Source organism: Flavobacterium hankyongi (genome assembly GCF_036840915.1).
In the GTDB taxonomy this organism is placed as follows: Bacteria; Bacteroidota; Bacteroidia; order Flavobacteriales; family Flavobacteriaceae; genus Flavobacterium; species Flavobacterium hankyongi.
The window spans coordinates 1,263,488-1,280,985 of the sequence record NZ_CP085725.1 but is presented as its reverse complement, the minus strand read 5'-3'; the positions used below and the strand labels follow the sequence as shown (position 1 = coordinate 1,280,985).

The window sequence follows — 17,498 nt, the reverse complement described above, 5'->3', positions numbered from 1 at the left end:
TTAGTTGTTTAAAATTAAATTTGTTTGATTATAAATTCCGTACACTTTTCCTTTTACTTTGCTTCCCAAAAAGGCTGAGTTTTTAGATTTTGAAAGTATGTTTTCTTGACTAAATTCTGAACTTCCTTCAGGATTAAAAAGCGAAATATTTGCTTTTTCACCTTCTTTAATAGTAACTGTTTCTAGCCCTAGAGCTTTTCTTCCAGCTGTTAATTTTTCAATTATGATTTCTGTTGGCAAAATAGCTTGTAAAGCAGTATAAGCACTTTCAAGTCCTATCGTACCATTTTTAGCCAAATCAAATTCTAGTTTTTTAAACTCAATATCGATAGGGTTGTGGTCTGATGTTATACAATCAATTGTTCCATCAATAACACCTTCAATTAAAGCTTTACGGTCTTCTTCGGTTCTAATTGGTGGAGTAACTCTAAAGTTGGCGTCAAATCCTTTCAAAACATCATCGTTAAAGAATAAATTGTGAACTGCTACACTACAAGTCACAGCTAATCCTTTTGCTTTTGCATCACGAATTAATTGAACTGATTTTGCTGTAGAAATAGTAGGAATGTGTAGTTTTCCTCCTGTATACTCTAAAATAAAAAGGTTTCTGTTAATGATTATTTCTTCTGCTAATGAAGAAATACCTTTTAGACCCAATTGAGTTGCTGATATTCCTTCGTTGACAATCCCTTTGCCCTTAATATTATTGTCTTGTGAAAATGCAATCACTAATCCGTCAAAATCTTGAGCATATTGTAAAGCTACTTTTAATAAGTTAGCGTTTTCGATACTTTTGTTGTAGTCTCCAAAAGCTATAGCTCCAGCATTTTTCATGTCGAATAATTCTGCAAGTTCAACGCCATCGCTATTTTTTGTCAGTGCTCCAATAGGAAAAAGTTCTGTAGATGAATTATTGGCTTTTTGTTTTACAAAATGTATTTGGGATTGATTGTCTATAATTGGATTTGAATTTGGTTGTAATGCAATACCAGTAAAACCTGATTTTGCGGCAACTTCTAATCCATTTGTAATGGTTTCTCTTTCTTCATAACCTGGCTCTCCCAGAGAAACACTAGTGTCGAACCAACCGGTAGAGATATGTAAATTATCTAACTCAATTGCCGTAAAACCTTCTTCTGACTGAATATTTGTATCTATTTTTTGAATGATTCCATCTTTTATTTTGATGTCAATCACTTTGTTGTGAAACAAATTTCCGGGTTCAATAAGTCGGGCTTTTTTTAGAATTAAGTTCATTTTATGAATTTTTGTATAAGAATTTCAAGTATAAAGAACACTAGTGTAAAAATAAGAAACCATTTCCAAATTTGATTGTCGGTTCTTTCAATCTGAATGGTTTCAAAAAATTTATCTAAGCTATCTATCTCATTTAAGTTATCTAAACTTTCGCTACTTGATTTTGTTAAATTGCTTTCCTTTCGGTCAAAATTAAAGCTCAGGTTTCCAATCGTTTTGTTATTTTGAACAATAGAATAGTTCCCTGCTTTTTTAGGATTGTCTCCATTAGAAAATTTCACTTTATCTTCCATTATTTGTTGCATTGGAATGAAGTCTTCTTCATTATTTTTTACCGAAATAACTTCGTCTTTGTTTACTGAAGCATCTATAAGTATACTTTTGCTATTTCCAATAGTTTCAAATTTAACTCCGTTTTTATTATTGTTAACTCCCATTTTATAGAATACAGGAACGATTAATGGAGAATTCTGGAAATTACTATTTTGTTTATTTATTGGAGATGAAAAGACATAAACAGCTCCTGTGTTTTTATATATTGTAGATAAAAATGCTGATTGATCTTCGTAAGAAATAGCTTGAGAAACAACTGATTTAAGTCTGAAATTTTGTTTTACGGTAGGGTATTGAAAATTTGAAATTTTCTTCTCAAAAACATCAGAAAATAAAGGATTTGAAAAATTAATTTTGGTTATTTTCTTTTCGAAGTTTTCAAGATTTGAAAATTGTATTCCACCAAAAATCGAAAGAAATGAATTGATATTTTGTATTTCATTTTTTTCAGAAGGAATAACGATTAGATTGCCTCCTTTTTGCACAAATTGCTTCAGGTTTGTATGCATTGCAACCGGAATGCTTTCTAATTCGTTTAAAATTATGGCATCATGTTTTTGTAATATGCTATAATCAAGTGAACTTAAAGTAGAATTTGAAAAATTGAAATCAGGTTTGGTGTAAATTTTAGATAAAAAATTACTCTTTTCAATATCGCCAACGCTTAAAACATTAATAATTTCAGGCTTTTTGATGTTGAAATAAAATGTGTTGTCAAAACTTAAGCTATTGTCATGTAACGAAACGTAACCATTAAAATCGTCTTTTGGAATAGTAAAATTTAGAACTTGCTTACGTTTATTTAGCTGTAATATTGCTTTTGCAATTAGGTTTTCTTTATTGTAAACAGAAACAGGAATTGATTTTTCATCCTCAAAATTAGAACTAACCTGAACACCTATTTCGTAAAAATTATCAAGTGTTTGACTTAAATATACACTGTCAATAGCAATGTTTTCTAAATTTTCAGCTTCAGGAATAACAAAGTAAGTCTTTGTATTTTCTGGTAATTTTTCTATCGAAGTTGTTTTTAAACCGATAGCATCCGTAACAATTACAATATCTTTTCCTTGATTGCTGTTGTGCGATTTTATTTTTACCAACGCATTGTCTAAAGAAAAAGGAATTGCCGAATAATTTAACTTTTGCAGGTCTTTTTCAATCGATTTAATATTTGTATCCCAAAATTCATCCGAATTTGTAATAACAGAAATATTTGTTTCTTCTGGAGTTACTTCTAATAAATCTTGAACGGCTCTTTTTAATAATTCTCCTTTTTGTCCTTTGGCTTGCATACTAAAGGAATTGTCCAGAATGACAAAAAGTTGATTGTTTTTTGATTGACTGTCTTTTGCTTCAAAATAGGGTTGGGCAAAAGCAAAAATTAAAGATGTAAGTAATAATAATCGAGTAGCTAATAATAAAAACTTTTTGATTTTAGAACTTTTTCGAGTTTGTGTAGAAAGTTCTTTGAGCAGTTTTACGTTTGTGAAGTATTCTTTTTTAAAACGTCTTAATTGAAATAAATGGACTAAAATTGGTATCACCAATAAAAAAAGGAAATACAGAATTTCGGGATTTTTGAAGTGCATTTATCAAAAGTTTTTCAAAGATACATTTTTGGTTTAAAAGTTTAGCTATTCTCTTTTCGCTTTTTTCTCTTTATAGAATTCTTTTTGGGCGATATAAATTGTTTTTGTCACTTCACAAAACACAACATCACCAGTTTTGTTTGTAATTTGAGTAAGTTTATGATGTTCAAATTCTTTTTGCTCCATCACTTTAGCAATAATATCTTCAATTTCTTTATTTGTAAATTCGAAAGTAGCATACATATCTTCACGAGCTGGTCTTTTGAATTTGATATTTGCTGCTTTATCCCAAACAATATATTCCTCCTTTAAAATATACATTAGCTGTATCATAGGAATTGGGTCTACTGCTGCAAACAAACTACCGCCAAAAATTGAACCCACATAATTTCTGTTTTTATAACTGAGAGGAATCTTTATTTTGACAGTTTTAATATCGTCAGATATATATATTACTCGTGCTGTACTTCTTCGGTACATAGGTGAGATGTTGAAGCCAAACTTTAAAAAAGTTGATTCTTTTATAAATTTTTGGGCTATTTTGGCTAGCTGTTGGTACATTTTAAGTTTATTTCTTTTTCTTTTTAGCAGCTCTGCTTTTTAAAATGTTTCGGTTTACTGAAGTTCCTGTTTTTTTCTTGGTTTTAGAAGGACCACCAAGATTTACTTTTTTATTCTTTTCAGATTTTTCGTGAAAACCACTGTTTTCACTTAATTTAGGTTTCTTGGTTAAGAATTTAATTTTCTGTTTCTCTTTTTCAGGACCAATTAATTGTGTTGAAATTTCTACTTCAGAAGGAGTCTCTAAAATTTTAATTTCCATTTCCATAAGCATTTCTGCTTCTATTTTGATGTCTTCCTCACGAGGTGCTATGAAACTTATCGCAATACCCGAAGCATCCGCACGACCTGTACGCCCAATTCGGTGAATGTATTGCTCAGGAACTTCTGCCATTTCAAAGTTGATAACATGAGTGATGTTAGATATATCTAAGCCACGAGCCATTACATCAGTAGTAATTAATCCACGTAAAACACCATTTTGAAAATCTTGCATGGTCAACAAACGGTAATTTTGTGACTTATTAGAGTGTATTACTCCAAATTGACCAGGAAAATCTGCGTCAATTTTATCGAAAAGCATATCGGCAATTTTCTTGTTGTTCACAAATACTAAAAGCCTTTCAAGTGATTCATCTGTATTTAGTAAATGTTTTAGTAAGTTAACTTTTGTATTAAAGTTAGGTATGTGGTAAGATAATTGTTCAATTTTTTCAAGAGGAGTTCCAGAAGCTGCCAATGTTACTTCTTCAGGAAAATCGAAATAATCATTTAGAATCTCATCTACTTCATCAGTCATCGTAGCCGAAAACAAAATGTTTTGTCTCTTTGGTTTTAACATGGATAAAATAGATGTTAATTGAGGACGGAAACCTAAATTAAGCATTTCATCAAACTCATCAATAACCAATTTAGTTACTTCCTGTAAGCCTAATACACCATCAAGAGCTAAATCCATAATACGACCAGGTGTCCCTACCAAAATGTCTATTCCTTGGTATACTTGATTTTTTTGTGTATTAATATTTACTCCACCATAAATGCCTAATGTTCTAACAGACATATAGGTTGTTAACTTCTCTACTTCTTCAACAACTTGTACAACAAGTTCACGAGTAGGAACCAAAATCATTATTCTGGGATTGTAGGTATTTACAAATTTGTATTGTTTTAGTAATGGTAATAAATATGCAAAAGTTTTTCCGGTACCAGTTTGAGCAATTCCCATCATATCACGTCCTGACATAATAACAGAAAACGATTTTTCCTGAATAGGAGTAGGGGTTGTGAAGTGTAAATCATCTATAGCTTTTTGTAAAGATTTAGGAAGATTGAACTGTTCGAAATTTGCCATTTTGTATTATTTTTTGCAAAGGTATTGTTTAAAGTCTATTATTTGTCAATTTTTAAGGTTGTTCATCGAAAAAAAAGGTATTTAATATGATATTACACAATTTTGTCTTAAATTTTCAGTGTTAATCAAACTTAAAAATGCATCAGAATAATTATATAAAAGATCATTTCTTTTCATACATAAAGCAAGATCATGAATTATTCAACCTCATTATTGTTTTAAATAAGAAACGTTTTTTTGTATTAGATTGCATTAATCAGGATTTTCTTTGGATGTCTAGACATTTATTTAAGAAACTAGGGTTTAGAGATAAAGAAAATGATTTACTTTTTTGGAAAGAATATTTCCAATTTTCATCTCAAATATTTAATGATAAAATAGCTGTTATAGAGTTTAAAAATGATAAAGGCAATAAAGCTTCCTCTTCAACTGTAATATATAAGATTTTTGATGAAAACAATAGCTTAAAATTTATTGTAGGGATTTTGGAATCACCACTTCTTTTTAAAACATCAACTAAAAAGAAAAATAGGATAAAGCATTTTCAAAATACACTTGATGAAAATGAAGATAGATTTAACTTTATTTCAGAAAACATTTCTGATGGTATTTATATAATCGAGAAAGAACAATTAGTCTTTGCTTCAGGTGCATATCTTAAAATGATGTGCTTGACACAATCTCAAAAGCAGCAAAGTCATAAAGTAGATATGTTTAGTTTGGTTCACCCAGAAGACCTTGAAGATGTAAAGAATATAATTTATGGTGCAGCAGCTCAAAAATTACCTTCTATCAAATATGTTTTTAGATGTCGTAGAGGAGATGGAGAGTATATATGGCGTGAAGATATTATGAATATTCTTTACAATGAAAGCAAAGAACCTATAAAAGTAGTAACCATTGCCCGTGATATCACTCAAGAAAAGATTGAAAAAATTGAAAATGAGAAAAGACAGAAAGCCATTGATTTACAAAATCACCTATTGATTGAATTGTATTCGAGTATTGATAAGGAAAAGCTAAAAGATAAAATTAAGGAAGTCACTATAATTGCGACTAAAGGTTTGAAAATTGATCGCGCTAGTTTTTGGGAAATTAATAATGATGAGCTAGTTTGTAAAAATTTGTTTGATAAAAACGAAAACTCGCATCTAAAAAATCAAGCATTAAAAGTTAGAGAAATACCTAAATATATTGCAGCGGTAAATAACCAAGTGGCTCTTGTAGCATATGATGTTTATGATAATGAGGCAACCTCCGAATTAATTGACAACTACTTAAAGCCCTTAGGAATAACAGATATGTTGGATATTCCTATTAGAGCCAACGGTAAATTTTATGGTGTTTTGTGTTGCGAACATCGTGATGATCCCAGAGTTTGGAGTGAAAATGATATTTCTTTTGCCAGAGCACTTGCAGATTATTTAAGTTTAGCCATTGAAGAAAATAAAAGAATTCAAGCAGAAATTCAGTTAAATGAAAATCAGGAACAACTTAAATTTATATCTGAAAATACTTCTGATGGTATTTTGGTAATTGAAAATAATAAAATTAGTTATGTTTCTCCTGTATTTGCTAAACTTTCAGGGTATACGGAATCATATATAAAAAAGTTGAGTTTGGGTGAAGTCTTTAATTTCATTTATCCAGAAGATGCTATTAAAATTTCTGAAATTATTTATAAAAACCTATCTCTTCAAAATGAAAAATTTAGTTATGAATATCGATTTAAAGGAGCTTCTGGGGAATATCAATGGAGAGAAGATTCTGCCAATGTTATTTATAATTCAAATGGGAGTTATTCAAAATATATTTTGGTATCAAGAGATATTTCTGAAAGAAAACAAACCGAAAAAAAGCTTATAGAAAGTGAGCAACAATTGCGATTAATTACTGAAAATACTTCTGATGGAGTGGCAGTTATTGAAGGAGGTAGACTTACTTATGTTTCGCCATCTTACGTTAAATTACTTAATTACACAAAAGAGGAATATTTGAATTATACTCCCAATGATATTTATGAAAAATTTCATCCTGATGATTTAGTAAGAGTGAAACCATATATAAATGAATGCTTAATGAAACAAATGAAGGAGTTTAAATATGAAATGCGTTTTAGGGATGTAAATGGGGAATACCATTGGCGAGAAGACTCTGCAAATGTTATTTATGATGAACATGGTAAATCTGCAAAATATATTGTTGTTACAAGGGATATATCGGCAAGAAAAGAATCAGATAAGGAAAAAAACAGATTGTATGAGATTACAGAAAAACAAAATCAAAAATTAATTAATTTCACACATATTGTATCGCATGATATTCGCTCACATACTAGCAATTTATCTATGATTCTAGATTTGTTTGAAGAATCGAATGATTCTGATGAGAAAAGAGAATACTTTAATATGATGAAGCAAAGTACAAACAAGCTTTCGGATACTATTTTCTTTTTGAATGAAACTGTTGCCATTCAGAGTGGGGGTAAAAATGAGTTTGAAAATCTCAATCTAAAACAAGAAATAGAACAGGCTATTTTAGGAATAAATGCCATTATTAAGAGCAACAAAGCGATTATTAATATTAATGTTGATGAAAATATCCAAATAAAAGCGACACAATCTTACTTGGAAAGTATTATTTTTAACTTACTTACCAATGCAATTAAATATCACTCAAAAGATAGACTACCTGTTATAAATATTGTTGCTAATGTTGATAACGATGAAACGATATTACAGGTAAGCGATAATGGTTTGGGGATTGATTTAGAGAAGAATAAAGAAAAAGTTTTTGGTATGTATAAAACCTTTCACGGAAATTCAGATGCAGTAGGTTTGGGATTGTTTATGGTTAAAAACCATATTGAATCGATGGGAGGAAGAGTTGAAGTTGAAAGCGAGGTCAATAAAGGAAGTACTTTTACCTTGTATTTTGTATGAAGAAAGCACAACTTACATTTATAATAGATGATGACAATATTTTTGTTTTTGTCCTGAAAAAACTACTGGAAAAAAATGAAAACTTCGTTGAATTTAGAGACTTTAAAAACGGAGAAGATGTGATAGAAATCTTAGAAAAAGATGTAGCACAATTTCCTGATATTATATTGCTTGACATTAACATGCCCGTTGTAGATGGCTGGCAGTTTTTGCAAAAACTGGAAGAATTACCTAACAAAGACAGATTAAACATTTTTGTGATGTCTTCTTCCATAGATGTTGCTGATGTAGAGAAAGCAAAGCAATTTACTACGGTTAAAAATTACGTTTCAAAACCAATTAATCAGGATAAGCTTAATCAATTACTCGAACAGATATAAAAAGAAAAACCATCTCGTAAAGGAGATGGTGTTTTCAAAATATAGGTTTGGTTTGGTTTAAGATTTTTAGTTGTTAAGCATAACTGGCATAACAAGCATTGTAACCGTTTCACCTTCATCAAGACCATCTGCAGGAGTCAAGATACCAGCTCTGTTAGGCATTGACATTTCAAGCATAATCATGTCAGATTGAAGGTTTGTAAGCATTTCTGTCAAGAAACGTGAATTGAAACCAATTTGCATATCGTCACCTTGATAATCACAAGTTAAACGCTCTTCAGCTTTATTTGAGTAATCAATATCTTCAGCAGAAATGTTTAATTCGGTTCCAGCAATTTTTAAACGAATTTGGTGAGTGGTTTTGTTTGAGAAAATAGCCACACGACGAACTGAATTTAAAAATTGTGTTCTGTCTATTAATAATTTGTTTGGATTCTCCTTAGGTATTACAGCTTCGTAATTAGGGTATTTACCATCAATTAAACGACAAGTCAATACATAATTATCAAAAGAAAATGTTGCATTAGCATCATTATATTCGATAGTCACTTCAGCATCAGAAGTTGCTAAAATACCTTTTAAAATAGTTAAAGGTTTTCTTGGCATAATGAATTCAGCTACTTGAGACGCTTTAACATCAGCGCGGGCATATTTCACTAATTTGTGAGCATCTGTAGCCACAAAAATTAATCCATCTGTAGAAAACTGGAAGAATACACCACTCATTACTGGACGTAAATCGTCATTACCCGCCGCAAAAATTGTTTTGCTTACTGCTGTAGAAAGTACTTCAGCAGGAACAATAGTTTTTGAAGGCTCTTCTAAATTAACTGATTTAGGGAACTCTTCTCCTGGAGCATATGCTAAGGCATATTTTCCTGATTGAGAACTAATCTCAATTGTGTTATTTTCTTCAACAGTGAATGTTAAAGGTTGTTCAGGGAAAGTTTTTAATATTTCTAATAATAACTTAGCAGGAACAGCAACGCTTCCTTCGCTTGTAGAATCGATAGAAAGAGTAGCAGACATTGTTGTTTCTAAATCTGATGAAGAAACGATTAATTGATTTTGTTTTAACTCAAACAAAAAATTATCTAATATAGGTAAAGTATTGCTACTATTAATAACACTACCTAAAACCTGAAGTTGTTTTAGTAAATAAGAACTTGATACTATAAATTTCATTTGCATCTTTTTAAATAATGGTCTTATAGATTATGAGACACTTTATGTTTTACAAATATATTTTAAACCATTCAGTATTAAAAACAATTTTATCAACAAGAATTGCGGTTTTTCAACATAATTAACGCGAAAATTGTCTTTTTCTAAAGTAAGTAATAGCTATTCCGAACAGAGTTAAAATCAACAAAGGTAAGCCAACTGTAAGCAACTGAGTGTATGTGTACTCTTCGTACACTTTTTCTTTGTCTAATAAAGGTAAATCAACTTCCTTGCTTCTAATGTTAATAAGTCCGTTGTCATCCAGTAAATAATTGACACAATTCATTAAAAACTCTTTGTTAGAATACATTTGATTAGTCCATTTGTCATATCCTAATTCCATAGGTTGCCCTTTTTCGTCCAATTGATTTTTGATAATGTCTCCATCAGCAACAACGATCATTTTTGACGATTTTCCTTTGGCTTTAAAATCAGGATCTTTAAAAGGTAATACTCTATTTTCATATACAGATGAAAAATAACCTTCTAAAAGCAATGCTACAGGTAAATTTCCCGGAGTATAATCCTGAGGGTTTGGTTTTTCATTTACAGTTTTCAAATCAATTTCGACTGGTGTTCCAATTTTTTTAGAATAAATAGAAGATTGTAATAAAACAGTCTTCTTAATATCATTCTTTAATACGTCAATTGGATTTGTAAAGTCAAGCTTTACACCATCTATATTGTTTACAATAGGATGATGACTTTGAGGAAAGACATAAGGAGCAAAAAACCACGGATAGTTTTCATATTGTGTTTCATTGCCACGTTCTCCAGTTGCCAAGGCAATAGGAGTTGCTTGTAAATCTTTCACTAAATGCGGATTAATTCTGAAACCGTATTTAAAGAACATATCGTTTAGACCTAAGTCGAATGGAAAAGCAAAAGCTGAGCCATTTTGTTTTAGGTTATCCATATCTATGTTTACAGATTCGACCAACCAGATCGTTTTTCCGCCATTAATTAAAAACTGATCTAAAACTTGTTTTTCCTGGTCTGAAAAAGCTTCTTTGGGTTTTGCTATTAAGGCTAAATCAAAATTTTGAAGCTGTTTTAAAGTTTTTACAGGATTTTTAGCAACAGAATCTAAAGTAAAGGCTCCTAAAAAATAGCTTTCTCCCAGAGTTCTTAAAAAATCCACTTGATAAGCATCTGCCATTTCACCATTTCCTTTAATAACAGCAATTTTCTTTTCTTTTGGAGTGGTAATTTTGTGAAAAGCATCTGCAAAAGCGTATTCTAAATGTTGTACAGAGCTAATGACTTTTTCTTGGGTTGATGCTCCTAATCGGTTTTTAAGTAAAGGTATTTTGGTACTTTCATCTTTATAGGTAGCAACTGCCCATGGAAATACTACTTCTTGAGATTGTTTTCCTTTATCATCAACAGTTACTTTTATTGGCGTTAATCCTCTTTCCAAAAAAGATTCCATCGTAGCCTCTGCTTTATCAGAATCTTCCAAAGGATTAACAAATTGATAGATAATGTTAGGGTTATAGGCTTTAAATTCTTCTAAAATTTGCTTTGTCTCTGTTTGTAAACGCTTGAATTCGGCAGGAAAACTTCCTTCTAGAAAAACATCTACATATATAGGTTCTTTAGCATTTTTTAGAATGTTTAATGAAGTTTCAGATAAGGTATATCTTTTATCAGCAGTTAAATCGAAACGATGAAAAAAGAAATTACTAATTGTATTTACTGCAATCAGTACAATAATTGTTACAACTAAAGTCTTTGTATTTTTCATTATAATTTGTACGATTTTAGTTTGTGAACAGTTAAAGAAAGAAATAAGAAGATGATGCTTGCAAAATAAATCACATCTCGTGTATCAATTACACCTCTACTCATACTTTTATAATGATAATCCATACCAAATGAGGCAATTACTGAGCTAAAACTTTCTAATGCTTTATAATTTGAAATCCCTTGAAAACCAAAATAAATGATAAAACATAGAAGTACCGAAATCAAAAACGAAACAATTTGATTGTCAGATAGCGATGACGTATATATACCAATAGAAGTATAAGCTCCCATAAGAAATAATAATCCAAAATAAGAACCTAAAGTACTTCCAAAATCGAGATTACCTTCTGGTAAGCCTAAATCATAAACTACTTTAACATATACTAGCGTTGGTATAATTGCTATGATAAGTAATAGAAAAGATCCAAAAAATTTACCATTTACGATTTCCCACAAAGACATTGGTTTTGTAAGTAATAATTCCATAGTTCCTTGTTTTTTTTCATCTGAAAAACTGCGCATGGTTACAGCAGGAATCAAGAAAAGTAAAATCCACGGAGCTATTGTAAAGAAAGGAGTTAAATCGGCAAATCCTGTATTAAGAATATTGTAATCTCCTTCAAAAACCCAAAGAAATAATCCATTGAGAATTAAAAATATTGCAATTACCAAATATCCTATTGGCGAACCAAAAAAGGAACGGAATTCTTTAAATAAAATGGCTTTCATTATTTAATTTAAAGTTTTTATGTTTAAAGTTTAAAAACGAACAAAAGTAGTTCAATAACATTAGAATTGAAACATTAAGCTAAAGAAACTAATCGATCAACACTCCATGCTTCGGGTTTGTCATTAAATAGTTTTTTTGTAAATGTCCAAACTTCATCAAATAAGGCAGAATTTCTATAGTTTTCTAAGTCCTGTTCTGTTTCCCAATAACTATAAGTGAAAAATATACAAGGATTGTTTTTGTCTTGATATAATTCTAATAATTGATTGCCAGGGGAGTTTCTGATTTTATCTTTGATTTCTTCAAAGTTTTCTAAAAACACAGTAATGTTTTCTTGGTGGAAACTAAGTTTTACTATTCTTATGAACATTGTTAAGAAAATTGAATGGTTATTTCATCATAATAATTAAGACCTAATAATGATTTGGCAGATCCAACAGTGTTGGGATTACTTTTATAGATACAAATTTCTAAAAAACCACTTTCATTAAAAAGAGCAAGTTTTTCACCTTCATAATTTTTTAATTTAAAGGAGTCATTCACTACAAAATCTGAATAGGATTTGTGTATTTTTTTAATGGTTTTTTTATCTATTTTGACTCTGTTTTTCTCGTAAAAAATCTCAAATTGCCTTTTTTTGCCAATTTCTTCAAATTGTTTTTTTGAAATATTTGTAATACAGTTCCCAAAATGGTCTATGTAAACAATATACCCTTTTATTGAATTTAAATCAGAAGAAACAACCGCTTTGATAGTGCTAATAGTTTTTAAAGATTCAATTTCTTTACCAACAACACTAATCGCACCTCCTTTAGCCAAATGATTTGCAACAGTTATAAAAACATCCATATCAGTTGATGATTCAGGTAGTCTGTCATGAATGTTAATTTCTGCAATTTTTTGTGGCTTTATTTTTTGAGTCAAAATACTTAAAATCCCATTATCCGCACAAACAAAGTAATGATCATTCCATTGCATTACAATATGAGAAGTGTCAATTGTACGTTCACTATCAACTCCAATTAAGTGTACAGTTCCTTTTGGAAAACTACTATAAGCAGCACTAATAATATAACTAGCTTCAGTAATATTAAATAAATCGATACAGTGTGAAATGTCAACAATTTGAGCGTCAGGATTTTCTGATAATATTTTACCTTTTAACGCACCCACAAAGTGGTCTTTTAGTCCAAAGTCGGTAGTGAGTGTAATTATTGACATTATTTTGTTTATAACTAATCCTGAAAAGTTTTGGTAAATTTAGTAGATTTGAGAGAAAGAAAACGAATTTATTTAGAACTAAATTTTATAGCCTTTGAACGAAAGAATTATTGAATTGGAGAATATCGCTCCTAAAGATTTTTGGGGAGCACATGATAGTCATTTGGAAACTATTAAAAAATATTATCCAAAGCTAAAAATTGTGGCAAGAGGAACTACGTTGAAAGCTTTTGGAGAAGAAGAAGTTTTAGATGAATTTGAGATTAGATTTAGGCGTTTAATGACTCACTTTTCTCGTTTTAACAATATCGATGATAATGTTATTATGAGAGTTATAGAAGGCGATGCTCAGCAAACTGGTGTGATGGATTCTAAAGATGAAATTCTGGTTCACGGTTTAGGAGGTAAGTTAATTAAAGCCATGACGCCTAATCAGCAAAAGCTTGTTGATTTTGTTCGAAAAAATGATATGGTTTTTGCAGTTGGACCAGCAGGTACTGGAAAAACATATACAGGTGTTGCGCTTGCAGTAAAGGCTTTAAAAGAAAAACAGGTTAAAAGAATAATTTTAACACGTCCTGCTGTTGAAGCTGGAGAAAATTTAGGATTTTTGCCTGGGGATATGAAAGAAAAGTTGGATCCATACATGCAACCATTATACGATGCATTACGTGATATGATTCCTCCTCAAACACTAGAAGATTATTTATTAAAAGGTATTATACAAATTGCTCCTTTGGCTTTTATGAGAGGTAGAACGTTAGATAATGCTTTTGTTATTCTTGATGAAGCACAAAATACAACACATTCACAAATGAAAATGTTTTTAACTCGTATGGGGAAAAATGCAAAGTTTATCATTACAGGTGATCCGGGTCAAGTAGATTTACCTAGAAGAACTATTTCTGGGTTAAAAGAAGCTATACTAGTTTTGAAAGATGTAGATGGAATTGGAATAATTTATTTAGACGACAAAGATATTGTTCGCCATAGATTGGTGAAAAAAATAATTGATGCATATAAGAGTATAGAAAATCATGATTAATAAATTTTTAAAGGTTGCTATTGCTCTTATATCGTTCTTGATTATTTTACTTATTTTCAGAATTATTTTACCTATATATGATTTGTATGCTTACAAATTAACTGATGAATACTATTTAGTAGGTGTAGGAAATAAAAAATATGAAATACGAAAAGAGATTTTTGGAAATCCAATTATTTCAAATATAACTCTTGACGGGGAGTGGATTATAACATCAAATGAAATTTATGGAATTAAAGGAAATCCTGGCAGTATTGATGATGATTACTTTTTTTTAGAAAAACGTGGAGATGCCATAGCGGTTTTTGATGATTTATATTCCCTTAATCAATTTTTAAAAGAAAAAGGTTTCGAAGAATATTCAATGCTGAATTCTGAGAAAGTTGTTCATCTTAAAATCGACAGAAGAAAATTTTAATATTTAAAGCAGATTTTTTACTTAAAAATCTGCTTTTTTATTTAATATTATAAAACTTTTCAACACGAAAACGTTTTCGTTGCTGTTGTAACTTATTCATAATGTTGTTCTTAAGTATAAAGTCATAAATTTAGTTCAAACAAAAAACAAAAAACTAAATTTTATGAAACAATCAACCTCAAAATTAGTTGGTCTATCCATGCTTATTATGACAATAGCATGTGAGAAAGATGAAACTAAACCAGACAAATCGCTCGAATTTGCAAAACAAACAAAAATTATTAATGTAACGAATCACGATGGAAAACCATTTACTACAGGAGTAAGTTCAAACATAAATTCAAAGTATGTAGCAAATCCAGGAGGAGGAGTTATGATGCAAGCTTTCTATTGGGATGTTCCTTCTGGAGGTACTTGGTGGAACACTGTTAAGTCAAAAGTAACCGCTTGGGGTAATGCAGGAATAGGGTCTATTTGGTTGCCCCCAGCTTCTAAAGCACAAAATGGTCCTTATTCAATGGGATATGATCCAACAGATTATTATGATTTTGGAGATTATAATCAAAATGGGACTATAGAAACTCGTTTTGGTTCCAAAACAGAACTTGTGAGTTTAATTACTCAAGCACATACTGAAAATATGCAGGTATATGCCGACATTGTAATCAATCACAATAGTGGCGGTCAGTCTGAAGCAAATCCTTATACAGGAACAAATACTTGGACAAACTTTTCAGGTGTAGCTTCTGGAAAATTTACAAGAAACTATAATGATTTTTATAAAAATTCTTATGGCAATAATGACGAAGGTTCTTTTGGTGGTTATCCAGATTTATGTCACGCTAATCCTCATGTGCAAGATTGGTTATGGGGAAGAACAGATGCTATAGGGAAATATTATAAGAATACAATGAAGTTTGACGGATGGCGATTTGATTATGTGAAAGGATTTGGTCCTTGGGTTGTAAATAATTGGAATGCTAATGTAGGTGGATTTTCAGTAGGTGAATATTGGGATTCAAATGTGAATACGTTAGAATGGTGGGCAAATAATGCAAATTCTTCAGTGTTTGATTTTGCTTGTTATTATAAAATGAATGATGCTTTTGACGGAAATAATTTAGCGTTATTAAATGATGATATGATGTGGAAACGTAATCCGTACAAAGCAGTAACATTTGTTTCTAATCATGATACAGATGAAATTTGGAACAAAACATTAGCTTATGCTTATATTTTAACACACGAAGGATATCCAACAATTTTTTATCGTGACTATGAAGAATGGTTAGATAAAAATAAATTAAACAATCTTATCTGGATTCATAATAATAAAGCAACGGGAACAACCTCTATATTATATAGTGATAATGATGAATATATCGCAAGACGTAATGGATATAACGGAAATGTTGGTTTAGTTGTTTATTTAAATAATTCATCTTCATGGCAAGAAAGATGGATACAAACTAACTGGGCAAATGCTCAAATTAAGGATTTTACTGGGCATTCATCTTGGTATCCTACCACACAAGGGGATAAATGGGTTAAAATACAATGTCCTCCTAATAGTTATTCAGTGTGGTCTATAAATATGTAGTTGTTTTTTTATTTGCAAAAAGTCACTCATAAACGGGTGACTTTTTGTTTTTGTAATCATTTAAAATAAATTACTTTTGTGACACAAAACAACAACACAACATTAATGAATACTATTACTTCTACCCAGTTTAACTTTCCAGGACAAAAATCAGTTTATCACGGAAAAGTGCGTGAGGTTTACAATATCAATGACGAACTTTTAGTGATGATTGCTACTGATAGACTTTCGGCATTTGATGTGATTATGCCAAAAGGAATTCCATACAAAGGCCAAATCTTAAATCAGATTGCAACAAAATTTATGCAATTAACAGAAGATATCGTTCCTAATTGGTTGGTTGCAACTCCAGATCCAAGTGTAGCAATAGGTCATTTATGTGAGCCTTTTAAAGTAGAAATGGTAATTCGAGGGTATCTTTCGGGGCATGCTGCACGTGAATATGCTACAGGAAAAAGAGTGCTTTGTGGTGTTGCTATGCCAGAAGGAATGAAAGAAAATGATAAATTTCCACAACCAATTATTACTCCAACTACAAAAGCTGCTGTAGGAACTCATGATGAAGATATTTCGAGAGAAGATATTTTAGCACACGGAATTGTTTCGGAAGAAGATTATTTAGTATTAGAAAAATATACAAGAGATTTATTTCAAAGAGGAACTGAAATTGCAGCTTCAAGAGGATTGATTTTAGTAGATACCAAATATGAATTTGGAAAAACTAAAGATGGGAAAATAGTTTTAATTGATGAAATCCACACTCCAGATTCATCTCGTTATTTTTATGCAGATGGTTACCAAGACCGTCAGGATAGAGGAGAATCTCAAAAACAATTATCTAAAGAGTTTGTACGTCAATGGTTAATAGCTAATGGCTTTCAAGGAAAAGACGGACAACAAATTCCAGAAATGACCGATGAGTATATTGAAACAGTATCGGAAAGATATATAGAATTGTATGAAAATATCATTGGAGAAAAATTTATAAAAGCAGATGTTAGTAATATTCAAGAAAGAATTGAAAACAATGTTGTTGCTTTTTTGAGTAAATAATACAAACATATCTTAAAGTTTAATTAACCACGTTTTGCA

At 30.5% G+C, this 17,498-nt stretch carries 15 protein-coding genes; 6 read left to right on the top strand and 9 right to left on the bottom strand.

The genetic code is table 11. The features are described 5' to 3' along the window. The 4 genes from LJY17_RS05895 to LJY17_RS05880 are packed head-to-tail and all read right to left on the bottom strand — an operon-like array spanning position 1 to position 5,097. Entirely contained in the window at positions 1–1,257 is a 1,257-nt protein-coding gene (locus tag LJY17_RS05895) for a dihydroorotase (protein WP_264542915.1), read from the bottom strand. Beyond that, positions 1,254–3,182, bottom strand: coding sequence for a BatA domain-containing protein (locus LJY17_RS05890; protein ID WP_264542914.1), 1,929 nt, complete (start codon positions 3,180–3,182; stop codon positions 1,254–1,256). Before LJY17_RS05890 ends, LJY17_RS05895 begins: the two co-directional genes overlap by 4 nt. Positions 3,183–3,227: 45 nt before the next feature. Then, a complete protein-coding gene (locus LJY17_RS05885) occupies positions 3,228–3,743 on the bottom strand; it encodes a PaaI family thioesterase (RefSeq protein WP_264542913.1) in 516 nt (171 codons plus the stop codon). Between the two features lie 7 nt (positions 3,744–3,750). Beyond that, positions 3,751–5,097, bottom strand: coding sequence for a DEAD/DEAH box helicase (locus LJY17_RS05880; protein WP_264542912.1), 1,347 nt, complete (start codon positions 5,095–5,097; stop codon positions 3,751–3,753). 137 nt (positions 5,098–5,234) lie between these two features. Here LJY17_RS05880 and LJY17_RS05875 point away from each other — a divergent pair, with 137 nt between their 5' ends. Together LJY17_RS05875 and LJY17_RS05870 are read left to right on the top strand one after the other, a co-directional pair. Further along, positions 5,235–8,039 carry a PAS domain-containing protein gene (locus LJY17_RS05875; RefSeq protein ID WP_264542911.1) on the top strand — a complete coding sequence of 935 codons (2,805 nt, stop codon included), beginning with the start codon at positions 5,235–5,237 and terminating at the stop codon, positions 8,037–8,039. Further along, entirely contained in the window at positions 8,036–8,419 is a 384-nt protein-coding gene (locus LJY17_RS05870; RefSeq protein WP_264542910.1) for a response regulator, read from the top strand. The genes LJY17_RS05875 and LJY17_RS05870 overlap by 4 nt, the downstream gene beginning before the upstream one ends. A 66-nt stretch (positions 8,420–8,485) precedes the next feature. Here the strand turns inward: LJY17_RS05870 and dnaN are convergent, their stop codons facing one another. From dnaN to LJY17_RS05845, 5 genes are all read right to left on the bottom strand, one after another. Next, on the bottom strand, positions 8,486–9,604 hold the full coding sequence (gene dnaN, locus LJY17_RS05865) for a DNA polymerase III subunit beta (RefSeq protein WP_264542909.1): 1,119 nt from the start codon (positions 9,602–9,604) through the stop codon (positions 8,486–8,488). Positions 9,605–9,725: 121 nt separating this feature from the next. Then, the gene (gene gldG / locus LJY17_RS05860; protein ID WP_264542908.1) at positions 9,726–11,390 is read right to left on the bottom strand and encodes a gliding motility-associated ABC transporter substrate-binding protein GldG; all 1,665 of its coding nucleotides are present in this window, start codon (positions 11,388–11,390) and stop codon (positions 9,726–9,728) included. Next, positions 11,390–12,121 (bottom strand): gliding motility-associated ABC transporter permease subunit GldF, encoded by a 732-nt coding sequence (gene gldF, locus LJY17_RS05855; protein ID WP_264542907.1) that lies wholly within the window; start codon positions 12,119–12,121, stop codon positions 11,390–11,392. Before gldF ends, gldG begins: the two co-directional genes overlap by 1 nt. 74 nt (positions 12,122–12,195) lie before the next feature. Beyond that, positions 12,196–12,492 carry a putative quinol monooxygenase gene (locus LJY17_RS05850; protein WP_264542906.1) on the bottom strand — a complete coding sequence of 99 codons (297 nt, stop codon included), beginning with the start codon at positions 12,490–12,492 and terminating at the stop codon, positions 12,196–12,198. Positions 12,493–12,494: 2 nt separating this feature from the next. Then, positions 12,495–13,343: an SAM hydrolase/SAM-dependent halogenase family protein gene (locus LJY17_RS05845; RefSeq protein ID WP_264542905.1), complete on the bottom strand. Its 849-nt coding sequence runs from the start codon at positions 13,341–13,343 to the stop codon at positions 12,495–12,497. Between the two features lie 94 nt (positions 13,344–13,437). Here LJY17_RS05845 and LJY17_RS05840 point away from each other — a divergent pair, with 94 nt between their 5' ends. From LJY17_RS05840 to LJY17_RS05825, 4 genes are all read left to right on the top strand, one after another. Then, positions 13,438–14,388 carry a PhoH family protein gene (locus LJY17_RS05840; protein WP_264542904.1) on the top strand — a complete coding sequence of 317 codons (951 nt, stop codon included), beginning with the start codon at positions 13,438–13,440 and terminating at the stop codon, positions 14,386–14,388. Beyond that, the gene (locus tag LJY17_RS05835) at positions 14,381–14,806 is read left to right on the top strand and encodes a hypothetical protein (RefSeq protein WP_264542903.1); all 426 of its coding nucleotides are present in this window, start codon (positions 14,381–14,383) and stop codon (positions 14,804–14,806) included. The genes LJY17_RS05840 and LJY17_RS05835 overlap by 8 nt, the downstream gene beginning before the upstream one ends. Before the next feature lie 163 nt (positions 14,807–14,969). Next, on the top strand, positions 14,970–16,406 hold the full coding sequence (locus tag LJY17_RS05830) for an alpha-amylase (protein WP_264542902.1): 1,437 nt from the start codon (positions 14,970–14,972) through the stop codon (positions 16,404–16,406). Positions 16,407–16,511: 105 nt separating this feature from the next. Next, positions 16,512–17,459 (top strand): phosphoribosylaminoimidazolesuccinocarboxamide synthase, encoded by a 948-nt coding sequence (locus LJY17_RS05825; protein ID WP_264542901.1) that lies wholly within the window; start codon positions 16,512–16,514, stop codon positions 17,457–17,459. The last annotated feature ends 39 nt before the right edge of the window (positions 17,460–17,498 follow it).